16 protein-coding genes are annotated in these 17584 nt (G+C 34.3%); 2 read left to right on the top strand and 14 right to left on the bottom strand.

Annotation, left to right across the window (positions count from 1 at the left end):
- Positions 1-12: 12 nt before the first annotated feature.
- From DWW96_RS02425 to DWW96_RS02390, 8 genes are all read right to left on the bottom strand, one after another.
- The gene (locus DWW96_RS02425) at positions 13-606 is read right to left on the bottom strand and encodes an HD domain-containing protein (RefSeq protein ID WP_117908771.1); all 594 of its coding nucleotides are present in this window, start codon (positions 604-606) and stop codon (positions 13-15) included.
- Between the two features lie 175 nt (positions 607-781).
- Positions 782-1108 carry a hypothetical protein gene (locus DWW96_RS02420; protein WP_022089775.1) on the bottom strand — a complete coding sequence of 109 codons (327 nt, stop codon included), beginning with the start codon at positions 1106-1108 and terminating at the stop codon, positions 782-784.
- A gap of 8 nt (positions 1109-1116) precedes the next feature.
- Positions 1117-1524, bottom strand: coding sequence for a VanZ family protein (locus DWW96_RS02415; RefSeq protein WP_243002996.1), 408 nt, complete (start codon positions 1522-1524; stop codon positions 1117-1119).
- A gap of 69 nt (positions 1525-1593) precedes the next feature.
- The gene (gene pyrE / locus DWW96_RS02410) at positions 1594-2274 is read right to left on the bottom strand and encodes an orotate phosphoribosyltransferase (protein ID WP_022089773.1); all 681 of its coding nucleotides are present in this window, start codon (positions 2272-2274) and stop codon (positions 1594-1596) included.
- A 106-nt stretch (positions 2275-2380) separates the two neighbouring features.
- The gene (locus tag DWW96_RS02405) at positions 2381-3283 is read right to left on the bottom strand and encodes a dihydroorotate dehydrogenase (RefSeq protein WP_117908769.1); all 903 of its coding nucleotides are present in this window, start codon (positions 3281-3283) and stop codon (positions 2381-2383) included.
- Positions 3283-4053 carry a dihydroorotate dehydrogenase electron transfer subunit gene (locus DWW96_RS02400; RefSeq protein ID WP_117908767.1) on the bottom strand — a complete coding sequence of 257 codons (771 nt, stop codon included), beginning with the start codon at positions 4051-4053 and terminating at the stop codon, positions 3283-3285. The genes DWW96_RS02405 and DWW96_RS02400 overlap by 1 nt, the downstream gene beginning before the upstream one ends.
- Positions 4054-4226: 173 nt before the next feature.
- A complete protein-coding gene (gene pyrF, locus DWW96_RS02395) occupies positions 4227-5144 on the bottom strand; it encodes an orotidine-5'-phosphate decarboxylase (RefSeq protein WP_022089770.1) in 918 nt (305 codons plus the stop codon).
- 35 nt (positions 5145-5179) lie between these two features.
- Positions 5180-6466 (bottom strand): dihydroorotase, encoded by a 1287-nt coding sequence (locus DWW96_RS02390; protein ID WP_117908765.1) that lies wholly within the window; start codon positions 6464-6466, stop codon positions 5180-5182.
- Between the two features lie 270 nt (positions 6467-6736).
- Here DWW96_RS02390 and DWW96_RS02385 point away from each other — a divergent pair, with 270 nt between their 5' ends.
- Positions 6737-7624 carry a DegV family protein gene (locus tag DWW96_RS02385; RefSeq protein ID WP_117908763.1) on the top strand — a complete coding sequence of 296 codons (888 nt, stop codon included), beginning with the start codon at positions 6737-6739 and terminating at the stop codon, positions 7622-7624.
- Between the two features lie 162 nt (positions 7625-7786).
- On the opposite strand, the gene DWW96_RS02380 is transcribed toward DWW96_RS02385, so the two are convergent.
- The 4 genes from DWW96_RS02380 to DWW96_RS02365 all read right to left on the bottom strand — a co-directional run bounded on the left by DWW96_RS02380 (position 7787) and on the right by DWW96_RS02365 (position 14386).
- Positions 7787-8374: a DUF308 domain-containing protein gene (locus DWW96_RS02380; protein ID WP_117908761.1), complete on the bottom strand. Its 588-nt coding sequence runs from the start codon at positions 8372-8374 to the stop codon at positions 7787-7789.
- 87 nt (positions 8375-8461) lie between these two features.
- Positions 8462-12214 carry a phosphoribosylformylglycinamidine synthase gene (locus tag DWW96_RS02375; RefSeq protein WP_117908759.1) on the bottom strand — a complete coding sequence of 1251 codons (3753 nt, stop codon included), beginning with the start codon at positions 12212-12214 and terminating at the stop codon, positions 8462-8464.
- Between the two features lie 109 nt (positions 12215-12323).
- Entirely contained in the window at positions 12324-13088 is a 765-nt protein-coding gene (locus tag DWW96_RS02370) for a TIGR03915 family putative DNA repair protein (RefSeq protein WP_117908757.1), read from the bottom strand.
- Positions 13088-14386 (bottom strand): putative DNA modification/repair radical SAM protein, encoded by a 1299-nt coding sequence (locus tag DWW96_RS02365; RefSeq protein WP_243003004.1) that lies wholly within the window; start codon positions 14384-14386, stop codon positions 13088-13090. Before DWW96_RS02365 ends, DWW96_RS02370 begins: the two co-directional genes overlap by 1 nt.
- Positions 14387-14961: 575 nt before the next feature.
- Here DWW96_RS02365 and DWW96_RS02360 point away from each other — a divergent pair.
- A complete protein-coding gene (locus DWW96_RS02360) occupies positions 14962-15768 on the top strand; it encodes a zinc dependent phospholipase C family protein (RefSeq protein ID WP_117908755.1) in 807 nt (268 codons plus the stop codon).
- Positions 15769-15885: 117 nt separating this feature from the next.
- Here the strand turns inward: DWW96_RS02360 and coaBC are convergent, their stop codons facing one another.
- Both coaBC and panD read right to left on the bottom strand, forming a co-directional pair.
- Positions 15886-17076 carry a bifunctional phosphopantothenoylcysteine decarboxylase/phosphopantothenate--cysteine ligase CoaBC gene (coaBC, locus tag DWW96_RS02355; protein ID WP_117908753.1) on the bottom strand — a complete coding sequence of 397 codons (1191 nt, stop codon included), beginning with the start codon at positions 17074-17076 and terminating at the stop codon, positions 15886-15888.
- An 81-nt stretch (positions 17077-17157) separates the two neighbouring features.
- On the bottom strand, positions 17158-17553 hold the full coding sequence (gene panD / locus DWW96_RS02350) for an aspartate 1-decarboxylase (RefSeq protein ID WP_022089761.1): 396 nt from the start codon (positions 17551-17553) through the stop codon (positions 17158-17160).
- Positions 17554-17584 lie beyond the last annotated feature (31 nt).

Here is a 17584-nt window from a genome sequence, read left to right as displayed (position 1 = left end):
TACTCCTAAAGGCTATTCTTTAATTCTGCCTTTTTCTACATTTTTATTAATTATATTTTCAAAATAATCCCATATTTTGACGGAACCATCCGGTGTTTTTTTGTTTCTAGCCATAATCTGTTCTTTTTTTACACCATGCTCCATCCATGCCCTTCCGTCAGTAGCATCATTTAACATTATTGGCTGAGTTTTGTCTAATGTTATTGCAAATTTTGCTTCTTTTGTTTCTCCGGCTTCAAATTCATCCCAGAGTCCTCTAATCATTTTTGCCTGGTCATTTGGAAGTATATTAAAAATTCTGTCTGCGGCAACTAACTCCCTCTCTCTCTTTGTTTCATTTCCCTTATTATCATATGCATATGTATCACCTGCATCTATTTCAACAAGGTCATGTACAAGTACCATCTCTATAACTCTAAGCAAATCTACTTTTTCATTTGCATACTCATTCATTATCATTGCCATCATAGCCAGATGCCATGCATGCTCAGCATCATTTTCATGTCTACTGCCACTTGTCACATATGATTGTCTAAAAATTTCTTTTGATTTATCTACTTCTCTGATAAATTCCATCTGCTTTTCAAATCTTTCTTTATCCGACATTGTCTTACCATTACTGCTGTGCAAAGCATCCTTTCTTATATTTTTAAAATTGTAATCTAATTATCCGGCTATCGTTTTCTTGATCATATATATGATATCGGGTGGAGCAAACCTCCCCGGCTTTGATGTCCACGAATTGTTTCGTGCTACGCACTCCCACAATTTCACCATGACATCATACATATATTAAAAATACGCACAAAATTCCAATCCATATTACTGCATTAGAAATTGTTCCTATATATGTGTATTTTAGAAACTTTGTTTCTTCCTGATAACTTTTTAAACCTATTACAAATCCGGCAAGCGCAAGTCCAAATATAGCCCATGCCAAAATTCCTACATATATACCTGCGTTTCCATTCTGTACTATGCATAACGCAACTGTTAAAACAAATAATATAAAAGCTTCAAGTGCTATAAGCGAAGATATTCTTCCACCCTTTGTATAACTGCTTAATGCTATTCTTTGTTTTTTGTCTTTTTTATTTCTTTTCGCCATTGTTTCTCCTACATAACATGTTTGTGAAGTTTTGTTAATCTGAATATTATATATCCTAAACATCCGCCTAATGTATTAAGGAAAATGTCATCAACATCAAAAGCACCTACTTTTGTCAGCAACTGTGCTGTCTCTATTCCAAAACTAAGCAGCATTGCCCAAATTGTAACTGTTATTATATTTTTAAATATTGATTTTCTTGATATGGTTGGCAACAAAAATCCAAAAGGCAGAAAACATACTACATTTCCTACCAGATTTATAAGTGTAACATTCCAGCCATATGTGTAGCGCATATTCCAAAAGCGCTTAATTTCTTTAAATAATGTTAAATTATATCTGTATGTATCACTAACCAGCTCTCTATCTAAACTTTCAGAAAAAAACATTACATACAAAGCACATAATAAATACAATATAAACAGGATACGACCCCAAAGCCGTATCCTTTTTTGAGTCTTTGTCACTACTTTAAAATCTCCCGACTATTTTACTCCATATTTGTCATAGTATTCGTCAATCGCTGCCTTAATCTCATCTGTAATTACTACTTTTCCATTGCATTCTTTATTATACAAATGTTCAACAACTTCTTCCATTGTTACTATTGCATTTGCATCAAATCCGTATAATTCTTTAATTTCATCAAGGGCACATTTTTCGCCACCCTTTCCAACTTCCATTCTATTTAATGAAACCATTAATCCTACGATTTCAACATCAGCAGCATTTCTTACCTTTGGTACTGTTTCTTCCATTGATTTTCCTGATGTTGTTACGTCTTCAATCATGACAACTCTGTCACCATCTTTTAACTTACTTCCAAGAAAACTTCCCTTGTCAGCACCATGGTCTTTTTCTTCCTTACGGTCTGAACAGTAACGTACATCTTTTCCATATAATTCGCTATATGCAATAGCTGTTACAACACTGATAGGAATTCCCTTATATGCAGGTCCGAATAATACGTCAAAATCATCTCCATATGTATCATGAATTGCCTTTGCATAATATTCTCCTAACTTTTTAAGCTGTGAACCCGTTACATATCCACCTGCATTCATAAAAAATGGTGATTTTCTTCCACTTTTTAATGTGAATTCTCCAAATTTTAAAACATCACTTTCTACCATAAAATCAATAAATTCCTGCTTGTACGCTTCCATTTTGTTTCTCCTTTATCATTCTGTATTGCCCCATCCCTTCGGTCAGCGGCTATTCGTCGGAAACATTTATAAAAAATGAACTTCGTTCATTTTGTTTCCTCCTCTATCATTTTACTAATCCGATTAATGAATTGATATCTTCAACATTGTGTCTTCTCATATAGTCTTCAATTCCTGCAACAACTTCTTCTGTTACTAATGGATTTGTAAAATTTGCTGTTCCTATTGAAACTGCTGTTGCACCGGCTAATATAAACTCCATCGCATCATTTGCATCTTTAATTCCACCCATTCCGATTATAGGAATATTTACGGCATTTGCAACCTGATATACCATACGAACTGCTACCGGTTTTATTGCAGGGCCTGAAAGACCACCTGTCTTATTTGCCAAAGCAAATTTCTGACGTTCAACATCTATCTTCATTCCTGTAATTGTATTAATAAGTGATAATGCATCTGCACCACCTGCTTCTGCTGCCTTTGCCATAACAGTTATGTCTGTTACATTTGGACTTAATTTCATGATAATTGGCTGTTTTGCAACTTTTTTAACTTCTTTAGTGATTGCTTCTACTGCCTTAGGGTCCTGTCCAAAAGCTATTCCGCCTTCCTTTACATTAGGACATGAAATATTGATTTCCAGCATATCTACAGGCTCGTTTCCAAGCTTTTCTACAACATCAATATATTCTTCTGTAGAATGGCCACACACATTTACAATAATCTTTGTATCAAACTGTTTAAGAAATGGGATATCTCTTTTTGCAAATAAATCAAATCCCGGATTCTGTAAACCGATTGCATTTAGCATTCCACCATAAGTTTCTGCAATTCTAGGTGTAGGATTTCCCGGCCATGGTACATTGGCCACACCCTTCGTAACTACTGCTCCTAATTTATTTAAATCTACAAATTCGCTGTATTCAGCTCCTGAACCAAATGTTCCTGATGCTTCCATAACAGGATTTTTGAATTCAACGCCTGCAATATTAACCTTTGTATTCATTATAATTCAACCTCCTGTGCTAAAAATACGGGACCGTCTTTGCAAATTCGTTTATTATTTACATTTGTATGATGGTCTTTTTCTTTTGACTTGCATACACATCCAAGACATGCACCAATTCCGCATGCCATCTTTTCTTCTAATGAAATCTGGCACTCAATGTCATTTGCCAAAGCATATTCTTTTATCGCTCTAAGCATTGGTGTTGGTCCACACGCATAAATTACATCGCCTGTTACAGCACATGCTTTAATCGCATCTATAACTGTTCCTTTCGTTCCTGTGCTTCCATCTTCTGTAGCAATATAAACATCACCATTTTTTTCAAGTTCGTCAATCAGAAACAATTCATCTCTATATCCTGCAACTGTCTGAACTTCTGCGATTTCTTTTAATTCTTTTCCTAACTGAACCATTGGAGGTATACCTATACCTCCTCCGATAAGAATCGCTTTTTTGCCTTCTCTTTGCATAAATCCATTTCCAAGTGGTCCTAAAATGTCAATATCATCACCTGACACATATCCGGACATTTCGGTGGTTCCTCCACCTACTACTCTATATACGATTCTTAAAGTTCCTTCTTCTTTATTAACTTCACAAATACTGATTGGTCTAGGTAAAAGCTTTGCTCCATCTTTACAATAAACAGATATAAACTGTCCTGCTACAGCTTTTGCTGCAATATCTTTTGTCTGAATCCACATACTGTAAACTCCTGTTGCTATGGATTCCTGTGAAATTACTTTTGCGATTTCTTTATGTTTCATCTAAACAGCACCTTTCTTAGATTGTGTTTGTATATTTTAATTTGAGAGTAGAAATCCGGTATGCATTTTTGCATTATACACTCTAGAATTATTATGAGTTTTTATTTCACGTAGAAATCCGGTATGCATTTTTGCATTATACAATTCCACTACTCTTTTAATTATAAGCTATTTTAGAAAATTGAATTAATATCTTCAATCATATCAACAACAGCCTGACGTGAAGCATCTGCGTAATTTGCTTCTCCAAATTTAGCATATTTATCCTGCTTGTATGCACAAATTATACCTCTTGAAGAATTTACAATTGCTCCTAATCCATCTTCATTAAAGTATGGTTTTAATCCGTCTGCTGTTCCACCCTGTGCACCATATCCCGGTACAAGAATGTAACTCTTTGGCATAACCTTTCTAAGAACTTTTCCCATTTCAGGATATGTTGCTCCTACAACAGCTCCAACATAACTGTAGTCATCTCCCATTATGTCTTCGCCCCATTTAGCAACCTGTTCACCAACCCATTCGTAAAGTGGTCTTCCATCAATCATTCTATCCTGAAATTCTCCACTTGATGGATTTGATGTTTTAACTAAAATGAATAAACCTTTCTTTTCTTCTTTACATACATCCACAAACGGCTTAATACCATCTGTTCCAAGATAAGGATTTACTGTAGCAAAATCTTCATCAAATAATGAATATGTATTATTGCCAACCTTAACTTTCCCAAGATGTCCTGTTGCATAAGCTGCAGAAGTTGAACCGATGTCTCCTCTTTTAACATCTCCAATAACAACTAAATCCTTTTCTTTTGCATATTTTACAGTCTTGTCAAATGCAACTAATCCCGGAATTCCAAATTGTTCATACATTGCAATCTGTGGTTTTACTGCAGGTATTAAATCGTATGTTGCATCGATAATTCCTTTATTATACTGCCAAAGTGCTTCTGACACACCCTCAAGTGTTTCTCCAAATTCAGCATATGCCTTATCTGTAATATGCTTTGGTATGTAAGATAACATTGGGTCTAATCCTACAACTACAGGTGCATTTGTTTCTTTAATCTTTTTTACAAGTTTGTTAATCATTCTATTCTGCTCCTTTATGCTTTATATTAATTTACTTATCTTTCTTCTTCAGGCTCCTTAACAATCTTTCCACCTAAAATTGTCCATTTAACTTTTCCTGATACTTTTGTTCCTCCAAATGGAGTATTTCTTCCTTTAGACTTAAATTCATTTACATCAATAATGTATTCCTCATCCGGATTGATAATTGTAATATCGGCTACTTTTCCTTCGTCCAATGAACCTTTGTCTATTCCTAATACTTTAGCAGGATTATAGCTCATCTTTTCAGCCATCTGCATAGGTGTGATAAATCCCGGTTTAAGCAAATGAGTCACTGTTAATGGTACTGCTGTTTCCAATCCTACAATTCCAAAAGGTGCTTCTGTTATGCTTCTTGCTTTTTCCTCTGCACTATGTGGTGCGTGATCTGTTGCAATTACATCCATAACATCTTCGCTAAGTCCCTTTATAAGTGCGTCAACATCCTCTCTTGTTCTAAGTGGAGGATTCATTTTATAATTTGCATCTGCACTATCCATATCATCTGTACTCATGGCAAAATGATGTGGACATACTTCTGCAGTAACTTTAACTCCGTCTTCTTTTGCTTTTTTAACCATTGTTACACTGTCTTTTGTTGAGCAATGGCACAAATGTAATTTAGCCCCTGTTTCTTTTGCAAGCAAAATATCTCTTGCCACAATTATATCTTCAACAGCGTTACTAATACCCTTAACTCCAAATTCTTCTGATTTGTCGCCCATATTCATTACGCCGCCATTTACTAAATTGATATCTTCGCAATGAGCTAATACCGGCACATCCGCTTTAACTGCATTTTTCATTGCATCACGATATACATTAGAATCCATAACAGATTTACCATCTTCACTTATAGCACATATACCTGCCTCTTTAAGTTCGAATACATCTGTTATTTCTTTTCCTGCCATTCCTTTAGTAACAGAACCTACAGGAAGTACATTTGTATATCCTGCTTCTTTTCCTTTATTTATAATATATCTGACCACTTCTGCATTGTCAGTAACAGGTTTTGTATTTGGCATGCAACATACAGATGTAAATCCACCATTAGCTGCCGCCATACTTCCTGTTATTATATCTTCTTTATAAGTAAGCCCCGGGTCTCTAAAATGAACATGTAAGTCTATAAGTCCCGGCATTACAAAACATCCCTTAGCATCAATAACCTTATCAGCTTCTTTTTCGATGTTTTCCCCTTTTTCAACAATTACTCCGTCCTTAACATAGACATCTAACACCTTGTCCATTTTCTCAGACGGATTAATTACTCTTCCGTTCTTAATAAGAATTGTCATATATACCTCTTTCCGGCCGCCTGTTTTCAGGCAGAATACGCCATCTAAAAGTATATCAAATAAATGTATTCGTTTCAAGGCAAGTAAAAGAAAATGAAATATATAAGTAAAAGAAAATGAAATATATAAAGTTCATAGCTATTTTGCATTATTTTATGTTATTATTATTTTATCTATTGCCAGTATGATAGTTTAGTGTTATACTTCATCTAGTATTGATAACTATATAGATTTTACAAAAGATTCTTTTATCTTAAGGAGTTTAGTTTTATGTATAAAATAATTAGCGATAGCGCATGTGATTTATCAAAAGAATATGTTGAAAAAAATGACATTACAGTTGTTCCTTTCTCTGTTTCTTTTGACCAGGAACATTATTTAAAAGACAGCATTGATATAACAAGAGATGAGTTTTACACAAGGCTTGTTAATGAAAATGTTTTTCCAAAGTCATCACTTCCATCAGTTGAAGAATATATGAATACATTTTTAGAATATGTTAAACAGGATATTCCTGTTATATGTTTAACAATTTCTCTTGTTCTTAGTGGTTCTTATAATTCAGCAAGAACAGCTGCTGATTTAATTAAAGAGGACTATCCTGATGCGAAAATTGCTGTATTTGATTCTAAACAAAATACTGCAACTCAGGCATTATTAGTAAATGAAATCGTAAGAATGAAAAATGACGGGCTTAACTTTGAACAGGCTGTTGAAAAAACTGAGAAATTAATTCCTACAGCAATTATTTTCTTTACTGTTGGTTCTCTTGATTATCTTAGAATCGGTGGTCGTATTGGAAAACTTGCTTCTATTGCAACAGGAAAATTAGGAATCAAGCCTATCATTTTACTTAAAAATGGCGAATTAGGTTTAGGCGGAATCGGCAGAAGTCGTGCCAAATTAAAGAAAGCTGTTTTAGATACTGTTAACAAACACTTTACTGACAACAATTTAAGCAAAGATGATTACAACTTCAACGTTGGTTGGGGATATGATAAAGAGGAAGGAGCTGAATTCTTAAAGGATACTGAAAGCACACTTGGAGTAAAATGCTTAGATGAACTTAATGTTGATATCGGTATGACAACTGCTGTTCACACAGGTCCTTATCCTATAGGTGTAGGCATTATTCAAAAATACGAAACTTTAAAATAGATATATATTACAAGAAGTAAATGTTTAAACACTTGGGGTTCACCATATTTTACAAAGATTCAAAGCGTGTGCCAAAAGGCGCACAATAAAACACGGATTACCCCCATTCTTGACAAAGAGCCAATAAAACCAAAAGCCTCGCAATTTGCGAGGCTTTTGGTTTTATTCATCTATATCTCTGCTTTCTGTATCTATAATTGCATTATCATTTACCCATCTTCTAATTTTACCTGATACAGTTAATGTTGTAATTAAATCTACAACTCCTGAGTATGTTAAAATTATTCCTGTAATTCTTGTAACAAATACTGCTGTGTTCTGAGGATTAATTAATATTACAATTCCTAATAATACATTAACAATTGCCACTATAAGTAAAAATACCCAATGTGAATCCATTCTTTTCAAATCCAAAGCATTTTCAATTTTCATAATTCCACTTATCACTATAATTATTCCAACTATAAACGGAATGATTGATATAACAAAATCTTTTTTTACAAGAACAAATATTGCAGCAACTATAAAAATAATTCCAACTACAAGTTCATATTTATAAAAATCATTTATCAAATCTCTTTTTCTATATTCAAGTAAATATCTTATTGCTAAAAGTAAAAATATAACTGCTATTATATAACAAATTGTATTCAATATGCTACTTGGATAAATCATCATCAAAATGCCCATTAATATACATAACAAAGCATAAATTACCATTTCCCATTTAAGACTTTTCAAATAATTCATATCGCATCTTCCTTTTCAATATGAGCCCGGATTACTCCGGGCCCATAATTTTGTTTATTTTTATTATTTACAATATAAGTGTTTTTATTATTTAAAATACTTAACTCCGGCTTCAAATACCTTAAGATCCTGTTCACCATAAATATTCATAGCTACTGAGTTTCCTTTTCTTTCGATATGAGCCATCTTTCCTAAGCATCGTCCGTCCGGAGATGTAATACCTTCAATTGCATAATATGAACCATTTACATTCCATTCTTCATCCATCGTAGGCTGTCCCTGTTCATTTACATACTGAGTAGCAACCTGACCGTTAGCAAATAATTCTTTAATACATTCTTCAGATGCAACAAATCTTCCTTCACCATGTGAAGCAGGATTTACATATGTACCACCAAGTTCTGCTAACTGTAACCAAGGTGATTTATTTGACACAACCTTTGTATAAACCATCTTAGATACATGTCTGTTAATTGTGTTGTATGTTAATGTTGGTGAATTTTCATTCTGTCCTGTAATCTGTCCATTTGGAACTAATCCTAACTTAATTAAAGCCTGGAAACCATTACATATACCAAGTGCTAATCCATCTCTTTCATTTAAAAGTTTATGAACAGCTTCTTTAATCTTTTCATTTCTAAATGCTGTAGCAAAGAACTTAGCTGATCCATCCGGTTCATCACCTGCACTAAATCCACCTGGGAACATAATAATCTGTGACTGATTAATGCTTTCTTCAAAGATTTTTACTGAATCTCTGATATCTTCAGGTGTAAGATTCTTAAATACCTTTGTAATAACTTTTGCGCCTGCATTTTCAAACGCCTTAGCACTGTCATATTCACAGTTAGTTCCTGGGAATACAGGAATAAATACTGTAGGTTTAGCAATCTTATTCTTGCATACATAAACACTTCCTTTATCGTATACAGGAGTATCGATAACTGATGTGTCTTTATGACTTCTTGTTGGGAATACTTTTTCAAGTGGTTTTTCCCATGTCTTAATTGCATCATCTAATAAAATTGATTCTTCTCCATATTTAAGTGTAGCATCATCTGTTGTTTCACCGATTAATACATAACTTACATTTACATCATCAATCTTATCAGCAGGTATTTCTGCAATTATATCACCATATCCAGGTGCAAATAAATCTGCTCCAGGAATCTGTCCGCTGACAGAAACACCAATCTTATTACCAAATGCCATCTTACTTACTGCTGGAATAACACCTTTACTATCTAATGCATATGCTGAAATTATAGTTCCATTCTGAATCATTTCATGAATTGCATCATATAACTTCATCATACATTCGTAATTTGGCTTTTCGTACTGGTCTCTGCATATTTCAAATTTAACAATCTTACTTCCAACTTCTTTAAATTCGGGTGTAATAATATCTTTTTCTTTTGCAACATCTACCGCAAATGAAACAAGTGTTGGAGGAACATCAATATCATTAAATGTACCTGACATACTATCCTTACCACCGATTGATGGAAGACCAAATCCCATCTGAGCGTCATATGCACCAAGAAGTGCTGCAAATGGCTGGCTCCAACGCTTTGGATCTTCTGTCATTCTTCTGAAGTATTCCTGGAATGTAAATCTAATCTTCTTATAATCACCACCTGTTGCAACTACCTTAGCTACAGAATCTACTACTGCATAAATTGCACCATGGTATGGGCTCCAACTTGAAAGATATGGATCAAATCCGTAACTCATAATTGTTACTGTATCGCATTTACCTTTAAGTACAGGAAGCTTAGCTACCATTGTCTGAGTTTCTGTTAACTGATATTTACCACCAAATGGCATAAATACTGAACCTGCTCCAATTGAGCCGTCAAATTTTTCTACTAATCCCTTCTGTGAACACTCATTTAAATCTGATAATGTTTCTAACCATTTTTCCTTAACATCATCAACCTGAGGTTTCTTGAAGAAGTTCTTATCTTCATCCGGCATTTCAACTTCTACTGTTGTTTCCTGATGAGCTCCGTTTGTATCGAGGAATGCTCTTGAAATATTAACTATCTCTTTTCCTCTCCATTCTAATACAAGTCTAGGTTCTTCTGTTACATATGCTACTTCTGTTGCTTCAAGATTTTCTTCGTTAGCATATTTTAAGAACTGTTCTACATCTTTAGGATCTACAACAACTGCCATTCTTTCCTGTGATTCTGAAATTGCAATTTCCGTACCATCAAGACCTGCATATTTCTTAGTTACTTTATCGAGGTTTACATGTAATCCGTCTGCTAATTCACCTATAGCAACAGATACACCACCTGCACCAAAGTCATTACATTTCTTAATTAAATAACTTACTTCTTCACGTCTGAACAATCTCTGTAATTTACGTTCTGTAGGTGCATTACCCTTCTGAACTTCTGCTCCACAGCTTTCAATTGACTGTTCTGTATGAATCTTTGAAGAACCTGTTGCTCCACCACAACCGTCTCTTCCTGTTCTACCACCTAATAAGATGATAATGTCACCCGGGTCAGAATTTAATCTCTGTACTGCACGTCTAGGAGCTGCTCCCATAACCGCACCGATTTCCATTCTCTTAGCAACATAATCAGGATGATAAATTTCCTTAACATATCCTGTTGCAAGACCAATCTGGTTACCATATGAACTATAGCCATTAGCTGCTCCCTGAACAATCTTCTTCTGTGGTAATTTACCCTTTAAAGTTTCGCTCATTGACTTAGTTGGATCAGCTGCACCTGTTACACGCATTGCCTGATATACATATGTACGTCCTGACAATGGATCTCTGATTGCTCCACCTAAACATGTTGCAGCGCCACCAAATGGTTCAATTTCTGTAGGATGGTTGTGTGTTTCATTCTTAAAGTTAACAAGCCATTCTTCTTCCTTGCCGTCAACTTCTACAGGCACAACAATACTACATGCATTTATTTCATCTGATTCTTCCTGGTCGTCTAATTTACCTTCCATCTTTAACTTACGCATAGCCATAAGTGCTAAATCCATAAAGCAGACAAACTTGTCCTTTCTACCCTTGAAAACACTTTCTCTTGTTTCCATATACTCTTCGTATGTCTTAACAAGTGGACTATTAAAATATCCATCATCAAATGTAACATCTGTAAGTTCTGTATTAAATGTTGTATGACGGCAATGATCTGACCAATATGTATCTAATACTCTTATTTCTGTTATTGAAGGATCTCTGTCTTCTTCATTCTTGTAATAATTCTGAATGTGAAGAAAATCTTTAAATGTCATAGCAAGTCCTAAAGAATCATATAATTCTTTAAGTGGTGCTTCCTCCATATCCTTAAAGCCATCGAATATAATAACGTCTGCAGGTTCTTCAAATTCTGTTACAAGTGTTTCAGGTTTTTCTAAACCTGTTTCTCTTGAATCTACAGGGTTAATACAATATGACTTAACCTGTTCAAACTGTTCATCGCTCATATGTCCTTCTAAAACATATGTTGTTGCACTTTTAATTACAGGCTTCTCGTCTTCATTTAAAAACTTAACACACTGTTCTGCAGAATCAGCTCTCTGATCAAACTGTCCCGGCAAATATTCCACGCTAAAAATTCTGTCTGTTTCGTTAAACGGAAAATTTTCTTCATAAACATTATCAACCGGTGGTTCAGAAAATACTGTTGTTAATGCTTTCTTATAAGTGTCTTCAGATAAATTCTCAACATCATATCTTACTAAAACTCTTACGGCATCCAATGTGTTGATTCCTAAATAACCCTTGATATCCTCTGTAAGTTCCTTGGCTTTAACAGCATATGGCTGTTTCTTTTCCACATAAACTCTCTTTACCTTGCTCATGAGTTCCTCCTGAATAGTAGTTTTATTATGGATTATGTCATTGCGACATAACCCATACTTATTCGATAGTATAGCACTTTTTTTTTAATAAGTACACTTTAAAAATGTTTTAATTAAATTCATTCATATGTTTTCTATACCATTTAGGGACGTGACTCATCTGACACTTTTCATTTCTTCTCTCTTCTATCGCTATCGCATCAAAAAATACTTTCCACAATTCCTCATAATCATCATCTATATCAATCTGGTCAATCACTCTATCTAGCTCTTCTCCGGATACAACTATTGTTTCACTTTTATACCTGTGAACTAGCGCTTTTTTTCTAATATCATCATATATAATCCAGTTTTCTTCAGGATATCTGCATGTAAAATGATTCTCAATTAATAGTAAAACATCACACTTAGGACTTATTGTGCCAAATAAAAATTTACCGTTAATTTCTTTAAATCTTAATATTTCTCTGAATACATTCGCCTCATTAGAAGCCTTTCTTGCCAATTCCATTACGGTCATTACTCTATTTTCACTAAGCATCTTAGTAGTTCTACTACCTGCTCTAAATCCCACTTTAAGGAATTCCAAAATAGCATTCCCGCGATTCTTATCATAATGATGTGCTGCCCTGAAAACATATTCATATGCTTCAACCGATATCTTCTGCTGAATTGCCTGTGCAACACTAATTGCCTTCTTTACGTTAGTCTTACAATTAATGTTCTCACAAAACAACTCATATGCATAATCATCTCCCGGATAAATCTTTACTTTATTACCCTTAAGCATTAAAACCCATCCGTCATATACAGCAGTCATAATTCCATCAAATGAGTCATCACATACAAGAGTTATTTCCTTAAATTCATTCATCAGTTCACCCCCATATCAAATATATTCATCTGCGTATAAGTAATATTATTATCAATGGCATAAGTATTCTTTCTGTCACTATCCGCTATTGAACGTGCTATATAATCCTGATTCATATTAAGAGGCATCATTGTCTTTCCGTTACATGTTATAAAAAATGCTGCTCTTTTTAATGCAACACCCATCTTCTTTAAATTAGAAAACTCCAACTTACCATATCGTCTTGCTGACACAATTCGTTTTGCAGACTTTACACCAATTCCCGGAACTCTTAACAACGTATAATAATCTGCCCTCATAATCTCCACAGGGAACTGTTCTATATGATTAATAGCCCAGTCGCACTTAGGATCTAACGCCATATTAAAATTAGGCTTCTCTTTGCTTAATAATTCACCTGCCGTAAAGCCATAATATCTTAACAACCAATCCGCCTGATACAATCTATGTTCTCTAAGTAAAATGCTATGACCTCCCAAAGATAGTGCCTCTATATTATGATTCACATCTACAAATCCTGAATAAAACACTCTCTTAAGTTTAAACTTCTCATACAATGTAGCTGTTACATTTAATATCTGGTAATCTGTTTCTCTTGTTGCTCCAATAATCATCTGAGTGCTCTGCCCTGCCGGGACAAATTTAGAACTCTTATAGCCTCCATATTTCATTGGATAATGATATCCGTCATTCTTCCCCGGAAGCAAATGACCCATTCCATCTTTAATCTGCTTCATGGGTGTAATTATATTCTTATGATGCTTATTCGGTGCAAGTTCAGAAAGGCTTTCCTGCGTTGGCAATTCTAAGTTGGCACTCATTCTATCAACAAGAAAACCCAATTTTTCAATAATTTCAGGTGATGTACCCGGAATTACTTTTACATGTATATAGCCATAAAAATGATGTATATTTCTCAATTTCCAAATTGCTTCATAAATAAGTGACATTGTATGATTAGGATTCTTAACTATTCCCGAGCTCAAAAATAGCCCTTCTATATAATTTCTTCTATAAAACTCTATGGTTAATTTACAAACTTCATCAGGTGTAAATGTTGTCCTCGGCACATCATTAGAAACTCTGTTAACACAATACTTGCAATCATATATACACTCATTAGTAAATAATATCTTAAGCAGTGACACACATCTTCCATCCGCCGCAAATGTATGACATATTCCACACGCATGAGTATCTCCAAGTCCACTTCCCTTATTGCTTCTGTCGACGCCACTACTTGTACACGCCACATCGTACTTGGCAGCATCTGTCAATATTCTTAACTTCTCTGACATGCTAAGATTATGAGTAACATTAACTTCCACGGAATCTGTATTAAATTTACTGTCATCAATAACGCTGGTTTTATTATATGTAGCATCATTAAGCTCTTTACTTAAATTGTCAATACTAATTACGTCTGATTTATTACTCAATTCCATGCTATCCATGTATGTGTCACCGCCTTTCTTTTTCTCGAACATATGTTCTATTATGATAATAACACCCTTTTGCACAATTTGCAATAGCCAAATTCTGTAACTTTTTTTATTGAGTAATACATTATTAATGAAAATTTAATATTCATAATGTTATTTTATTTTTAATTTGTGCTACAATAAAATTATACGATGCCAGGGTGAAAGAACTTGGGACTCGCCCCGATATGAGCATAAAAGTGGGATAATTCCCACGATATGCGAATATTGGGGAGGATTGTGAAAGTGCGTAGCACGAAACAATCCGTAGGTATCAACGTTGGAGTTTCTAAGCCCACTTGAGTTTACTCATACGCGGGTGAAAAAACTTGGTACGGCTAACTACAGAAGAATTTATACAAAAGTTTTATACTTAAGAAGGAGGAATTACTATGCCCTCATTATATGCTCATAACAAATTTGGCAAACTTGTAATTAAAAATTTGCCCGTTGAATATAAAGAAATTATCAGAAGATATCCAAATTCATTCAGACTTGGACTTCAGGGCCCTGATTATCTATTTTTCTACAGAGCCTTTTCAATGAACAAAATCAACCAATATGGTGTTAAGCTTCACAAATCCGATGCTTACACATTTATGCTTAATTCCATTGATGTAGTACATAAATATGGAATTCACAGTGCAGAATTCAGTTATATCATGGGATTTATATGCCATTTTACATTGGACAGCATTTGTCATCCCTATGTTAATTTAAGTATGAATGAAACAGGTTGCGGTCACATAGAAATTGAAGGTGATTTGGAGAATCTTTTGCTTTCAAAAGATGGTTTTAAACCTGAACGCTACCCAATGCACAAACTTGTTTCTACAGATTATGCCACCGCCAAAAGTGCTGCTGTATTTTATAAAGGACTTTCAACAATTGCTTCACATAAATGCATGCGATGGATGCGACTTATTAAGCATTTATTTGTTGCTCCTAGAAAGCCAAAGCAAAAAATAATTGACATTCTCATGCGTGGAACATTTCATTATAAATCTTTTAAAGGTCACATGATTGAACCTGAGGCAAATAAGAAATGTCGTAAAAATACAATTGAATTAGAAAAAATGTTAAGAGATTCTGTTCCTGTGGCTGTATCACTTATAAAAAACTACAGAAAAGTATTGTCCGGTTCAGTTGCTTTGTCACCAAGATTCCATTATGACTTTAACGGTAACAGGCTTAATTAAAATAAATAAAACAACGGGTAAATAGCCAGTCAAGCTATTTACCCGTTGTTTGTTTCAATTCATAAAAATACCTTTCGTATTAACACTAAAAGTATTTTGTCTGAAATATGTTTATTTTCATTTCTGTTTTTTAACTATTTCATTAAGCAAAGCATTTGCTACCTCGTCTTTAGACATAATTGGCAACTCTTTTACTTCATCCTTAGTAATAATTGTTACTATGTTTGTGTCTGTTCCAAATCCGGCACCTTTAACTTTTAAGTTGTTTGCAACAATCATGTCGAGATTTTTCCTTTCAAGTTTTGCTTTTGAATTTTCAAGCATATTTTCAGTTTCCATGGAAAAGCCACATACAAACTGATTTTTCTTTTTAGGAGCAAGCGTTCCAATGATGTCCGTTGTTCTCTCTAATTCTATTGAAGAATCTCCTTCTTTTTTCTTAATCTTGTTATCCGCAGGATTAACCGGACGATAATCGGCAACTGCCGCACTCATTATGAGAATATCCTGATTGTCAAATTCAGCTGCTACTGCTTCGTACATATCCTGTGCACTTTCGACATCCACAACTTTAACAAAATCAGGTTTTTCTATAGAAGTATGTCCACTAACCAAAGTTACATCTGCACCTCTAAGCATTGCATTTTTTGCAATTGCATAACCCATCTTTCCTGTAGAATGATTGCTGATGAAACGAACAGGATCAATTTTTTCTTTCGTAGGACCCGCAGTAACTAAAATCTTTTTGCCTTTCAAATCTTTTTCAAATGCTAGTTCTTTCATAATATATGAAAGAAGCACTTCAGGTTCAGGCATTTTTCCACTGCCGGTAGTTCCACATGCAAGATATCCTACTGCCGGTTCAATAACTTCATAGCCATAATCCTTTAGTTTTTTAAGATTGTCCTGAACAATAGGATTTTCAAACATATTCGTGTTCATTGCAGGAGAAATATATTTAGGACATTTTGCTGCCATAATTGTTGTCGTAAGCATATCATCCGCAATACCATTTGCAATCTTTCCAATTACATTTGCACTGGCAGGAGCCACCATAAATATATCCGCTTTCTGTGCTAATGACACATGTTCAACCTGAAATTCAAAATTTCTGTCAAATGTATCTACAAGGCATTTTGTTCCCGTAAGCGATTCAAATGTAATAGGATTTATAAAATTTGTTGCATTTTTAGTCATTATAACATTTACATCTGCATGAAGTTTTACTAAAGCACTCGCCAAGCTTGCAATTTTGTACGCTGCTATGCTTCCTGTTACGCCTAACACTACTGTTTTTCCTTTTAACATAACGGTTCTCCTATTTTTCTAAATCAAATATTCTTCCCTATTTTATCCTATTTTTCTAAATCAGGCAATCTCCCATGTTTTCTATTTTTCCAAGTCAAATAATCTTCCATGTTTTTCGTAATTTGTAAGTCTTGTAATTTTGTTGTCATCATCTACGAAAACAACCTTTGGCTTGTTTTCTTTAACTTCCTCAGGTGTCATCTGTGCATAACACATAATAATTACCTTATCGCCTAATGATACACAATGTGCTGCTGCTCCATTTAAGCAAATCATTCCTGAACCGCGTTCACCGGCAATTGCATAAGTTTCAAATCTATTTCCATTATCTACGTCAGCAATCTGAACTTTTTCATATTCTAAAATTCCTGCTGCATCTAATAAATCCTCATCAATTGTTATGCTTCCTACATAATCTAATTCTGCCTGTTTTACTGTTGCACGGTGTATCTTGCTTTTTAACATTTCTATCTGCATTTTTATTTCCTTCCGCTTTTATTTTTACATT

Origin of the sequence: Eubacterium sp. AF17-7, from assembly GCF_003461285.1 — a bacterium.
GTDB classification, from domain to species: Bacteria; Bacillota; Clostridia; order Lachnospirales; family Lachnospiraceae; genus Eubacterium_U; species Eubacterium_U album.
The sequence above is the reverse complement of the archived record's forward strand: the minus strand, read 5'-3'. Positions and strand labels throughout refer to the sequence as shown.

What these genes read in the sequence shown, in the direction of transcription:
- DWW96_RS02425 (WP_117908771.1), bottom strand. Translation starts at nt 606, where the DNA reads ATGTCGGATAAAGAAAGATTTGAAAAGCAGATGGAATTTATCAGAGAA.
- DWW96_RS02420 (WP_022089775.1), bottom strand. Translation starts at nt 1,108, where the DNA reads ATGGCGAAAAGAAATAAAAAAGACAAAAAACAAAGAATAGCATTAAGC.
- pyrE (WP_022089773.1), bottom strand. Translation starts at nt 2,274, where the DNA reads ATGGAAGCGTACAAGCAGGAATTTATTGATTTTATGGTAGAAAGTGAT.
- DWW96_RS02405 (WP_117908769.1), bottom strand. Translation starts at nt 3,283, where the DNA reads ATGAATACAAAGGTTAATATTGCAGGCGTTGAATTCAAAAATCCTGTT.
- DWW96_RS02400 (WP_117908767.1), bottom strand. Translation starts at nt 4,053, where the DNA reads ATGAAACATAAAGAAATCGCAAAAGTAATTTCACAGGAATCCATAGCA.
- pyrF (WP_022089770.1), bottom strand. Translation starts at nt 5,144, where the DNA reads ATGATTAACAAACTTGTAAAAAAGATTAAAGAAACAAATGCACCTGTA.
- DWW96_RS02390 (WP_117908765.1), bottom strand. Translation starts at nt 6,466, where the DNA reads ATGACAATTCTTATTAAGAACGGAAGAGTAATTAATCCGTCTGAGAAA.
- DWW96_RS02385 (WP_117908763.1), top strand. Translation starts at nt 6,737, where the DNA reads ATGTATAAAATAATTAGCGATAGCGCATGTGATTTATCAAAAGAATAT.
- DWW96_RS02380 (WP_117908761.1), bottom strand. Translation starts at nt 8,374, where the DNA reads ATGAATTATTTGAAAAGTCTTAAATGGGAAATGGTAATTTATGCTTTG.
- DWW96_RS02375 (WP_117908759.1), bottom strand. Translation starts at nt 12,214, where the DNA reads ATGAGCAAGGTAAAGAGAGTTTATGTGGAAAAGAAACAGCCATATGCT.
- DWW96_RS02370 (WP_117908757.1), bottom strand. Translation starts at nt 13,088, where the DNA reads ATGAATGAATTTAAGGAAATAACTCTTGTATGTGATGACTCATTTGAT.
- DWW96_RS02365 (WP_243003004.1), bottom strand. Translation starts at nt 14,386, where the DNA reads ATGTCAGAGAAGTTAAGAATATTGACAGATGCTGCCAAGTACGATGTG.
- DWW96_RS02360 (WP_117908755.1), top strand. Translation starts at nt 14,962, where the DNA reads ATGCCCTCATTATATGCTCATAACAAATTTGGCAAACTTGTAATTAAA.
- coaBC (WP_117908753.1), bottom strand. Translation starts at nt 17,076, where the DNA reads ATGTTAAAAGGAAAAACAGTAGTGTTAGGCGTAACAGGAAGCATAGCA.
- panD (WP_022089761.1), bottom strand. Translation starts at nt 17,553, where the DNA reads ATGCAGATAGAAATGTTAAAAAGCAAGATACACCGTGCAACAGTAAAA.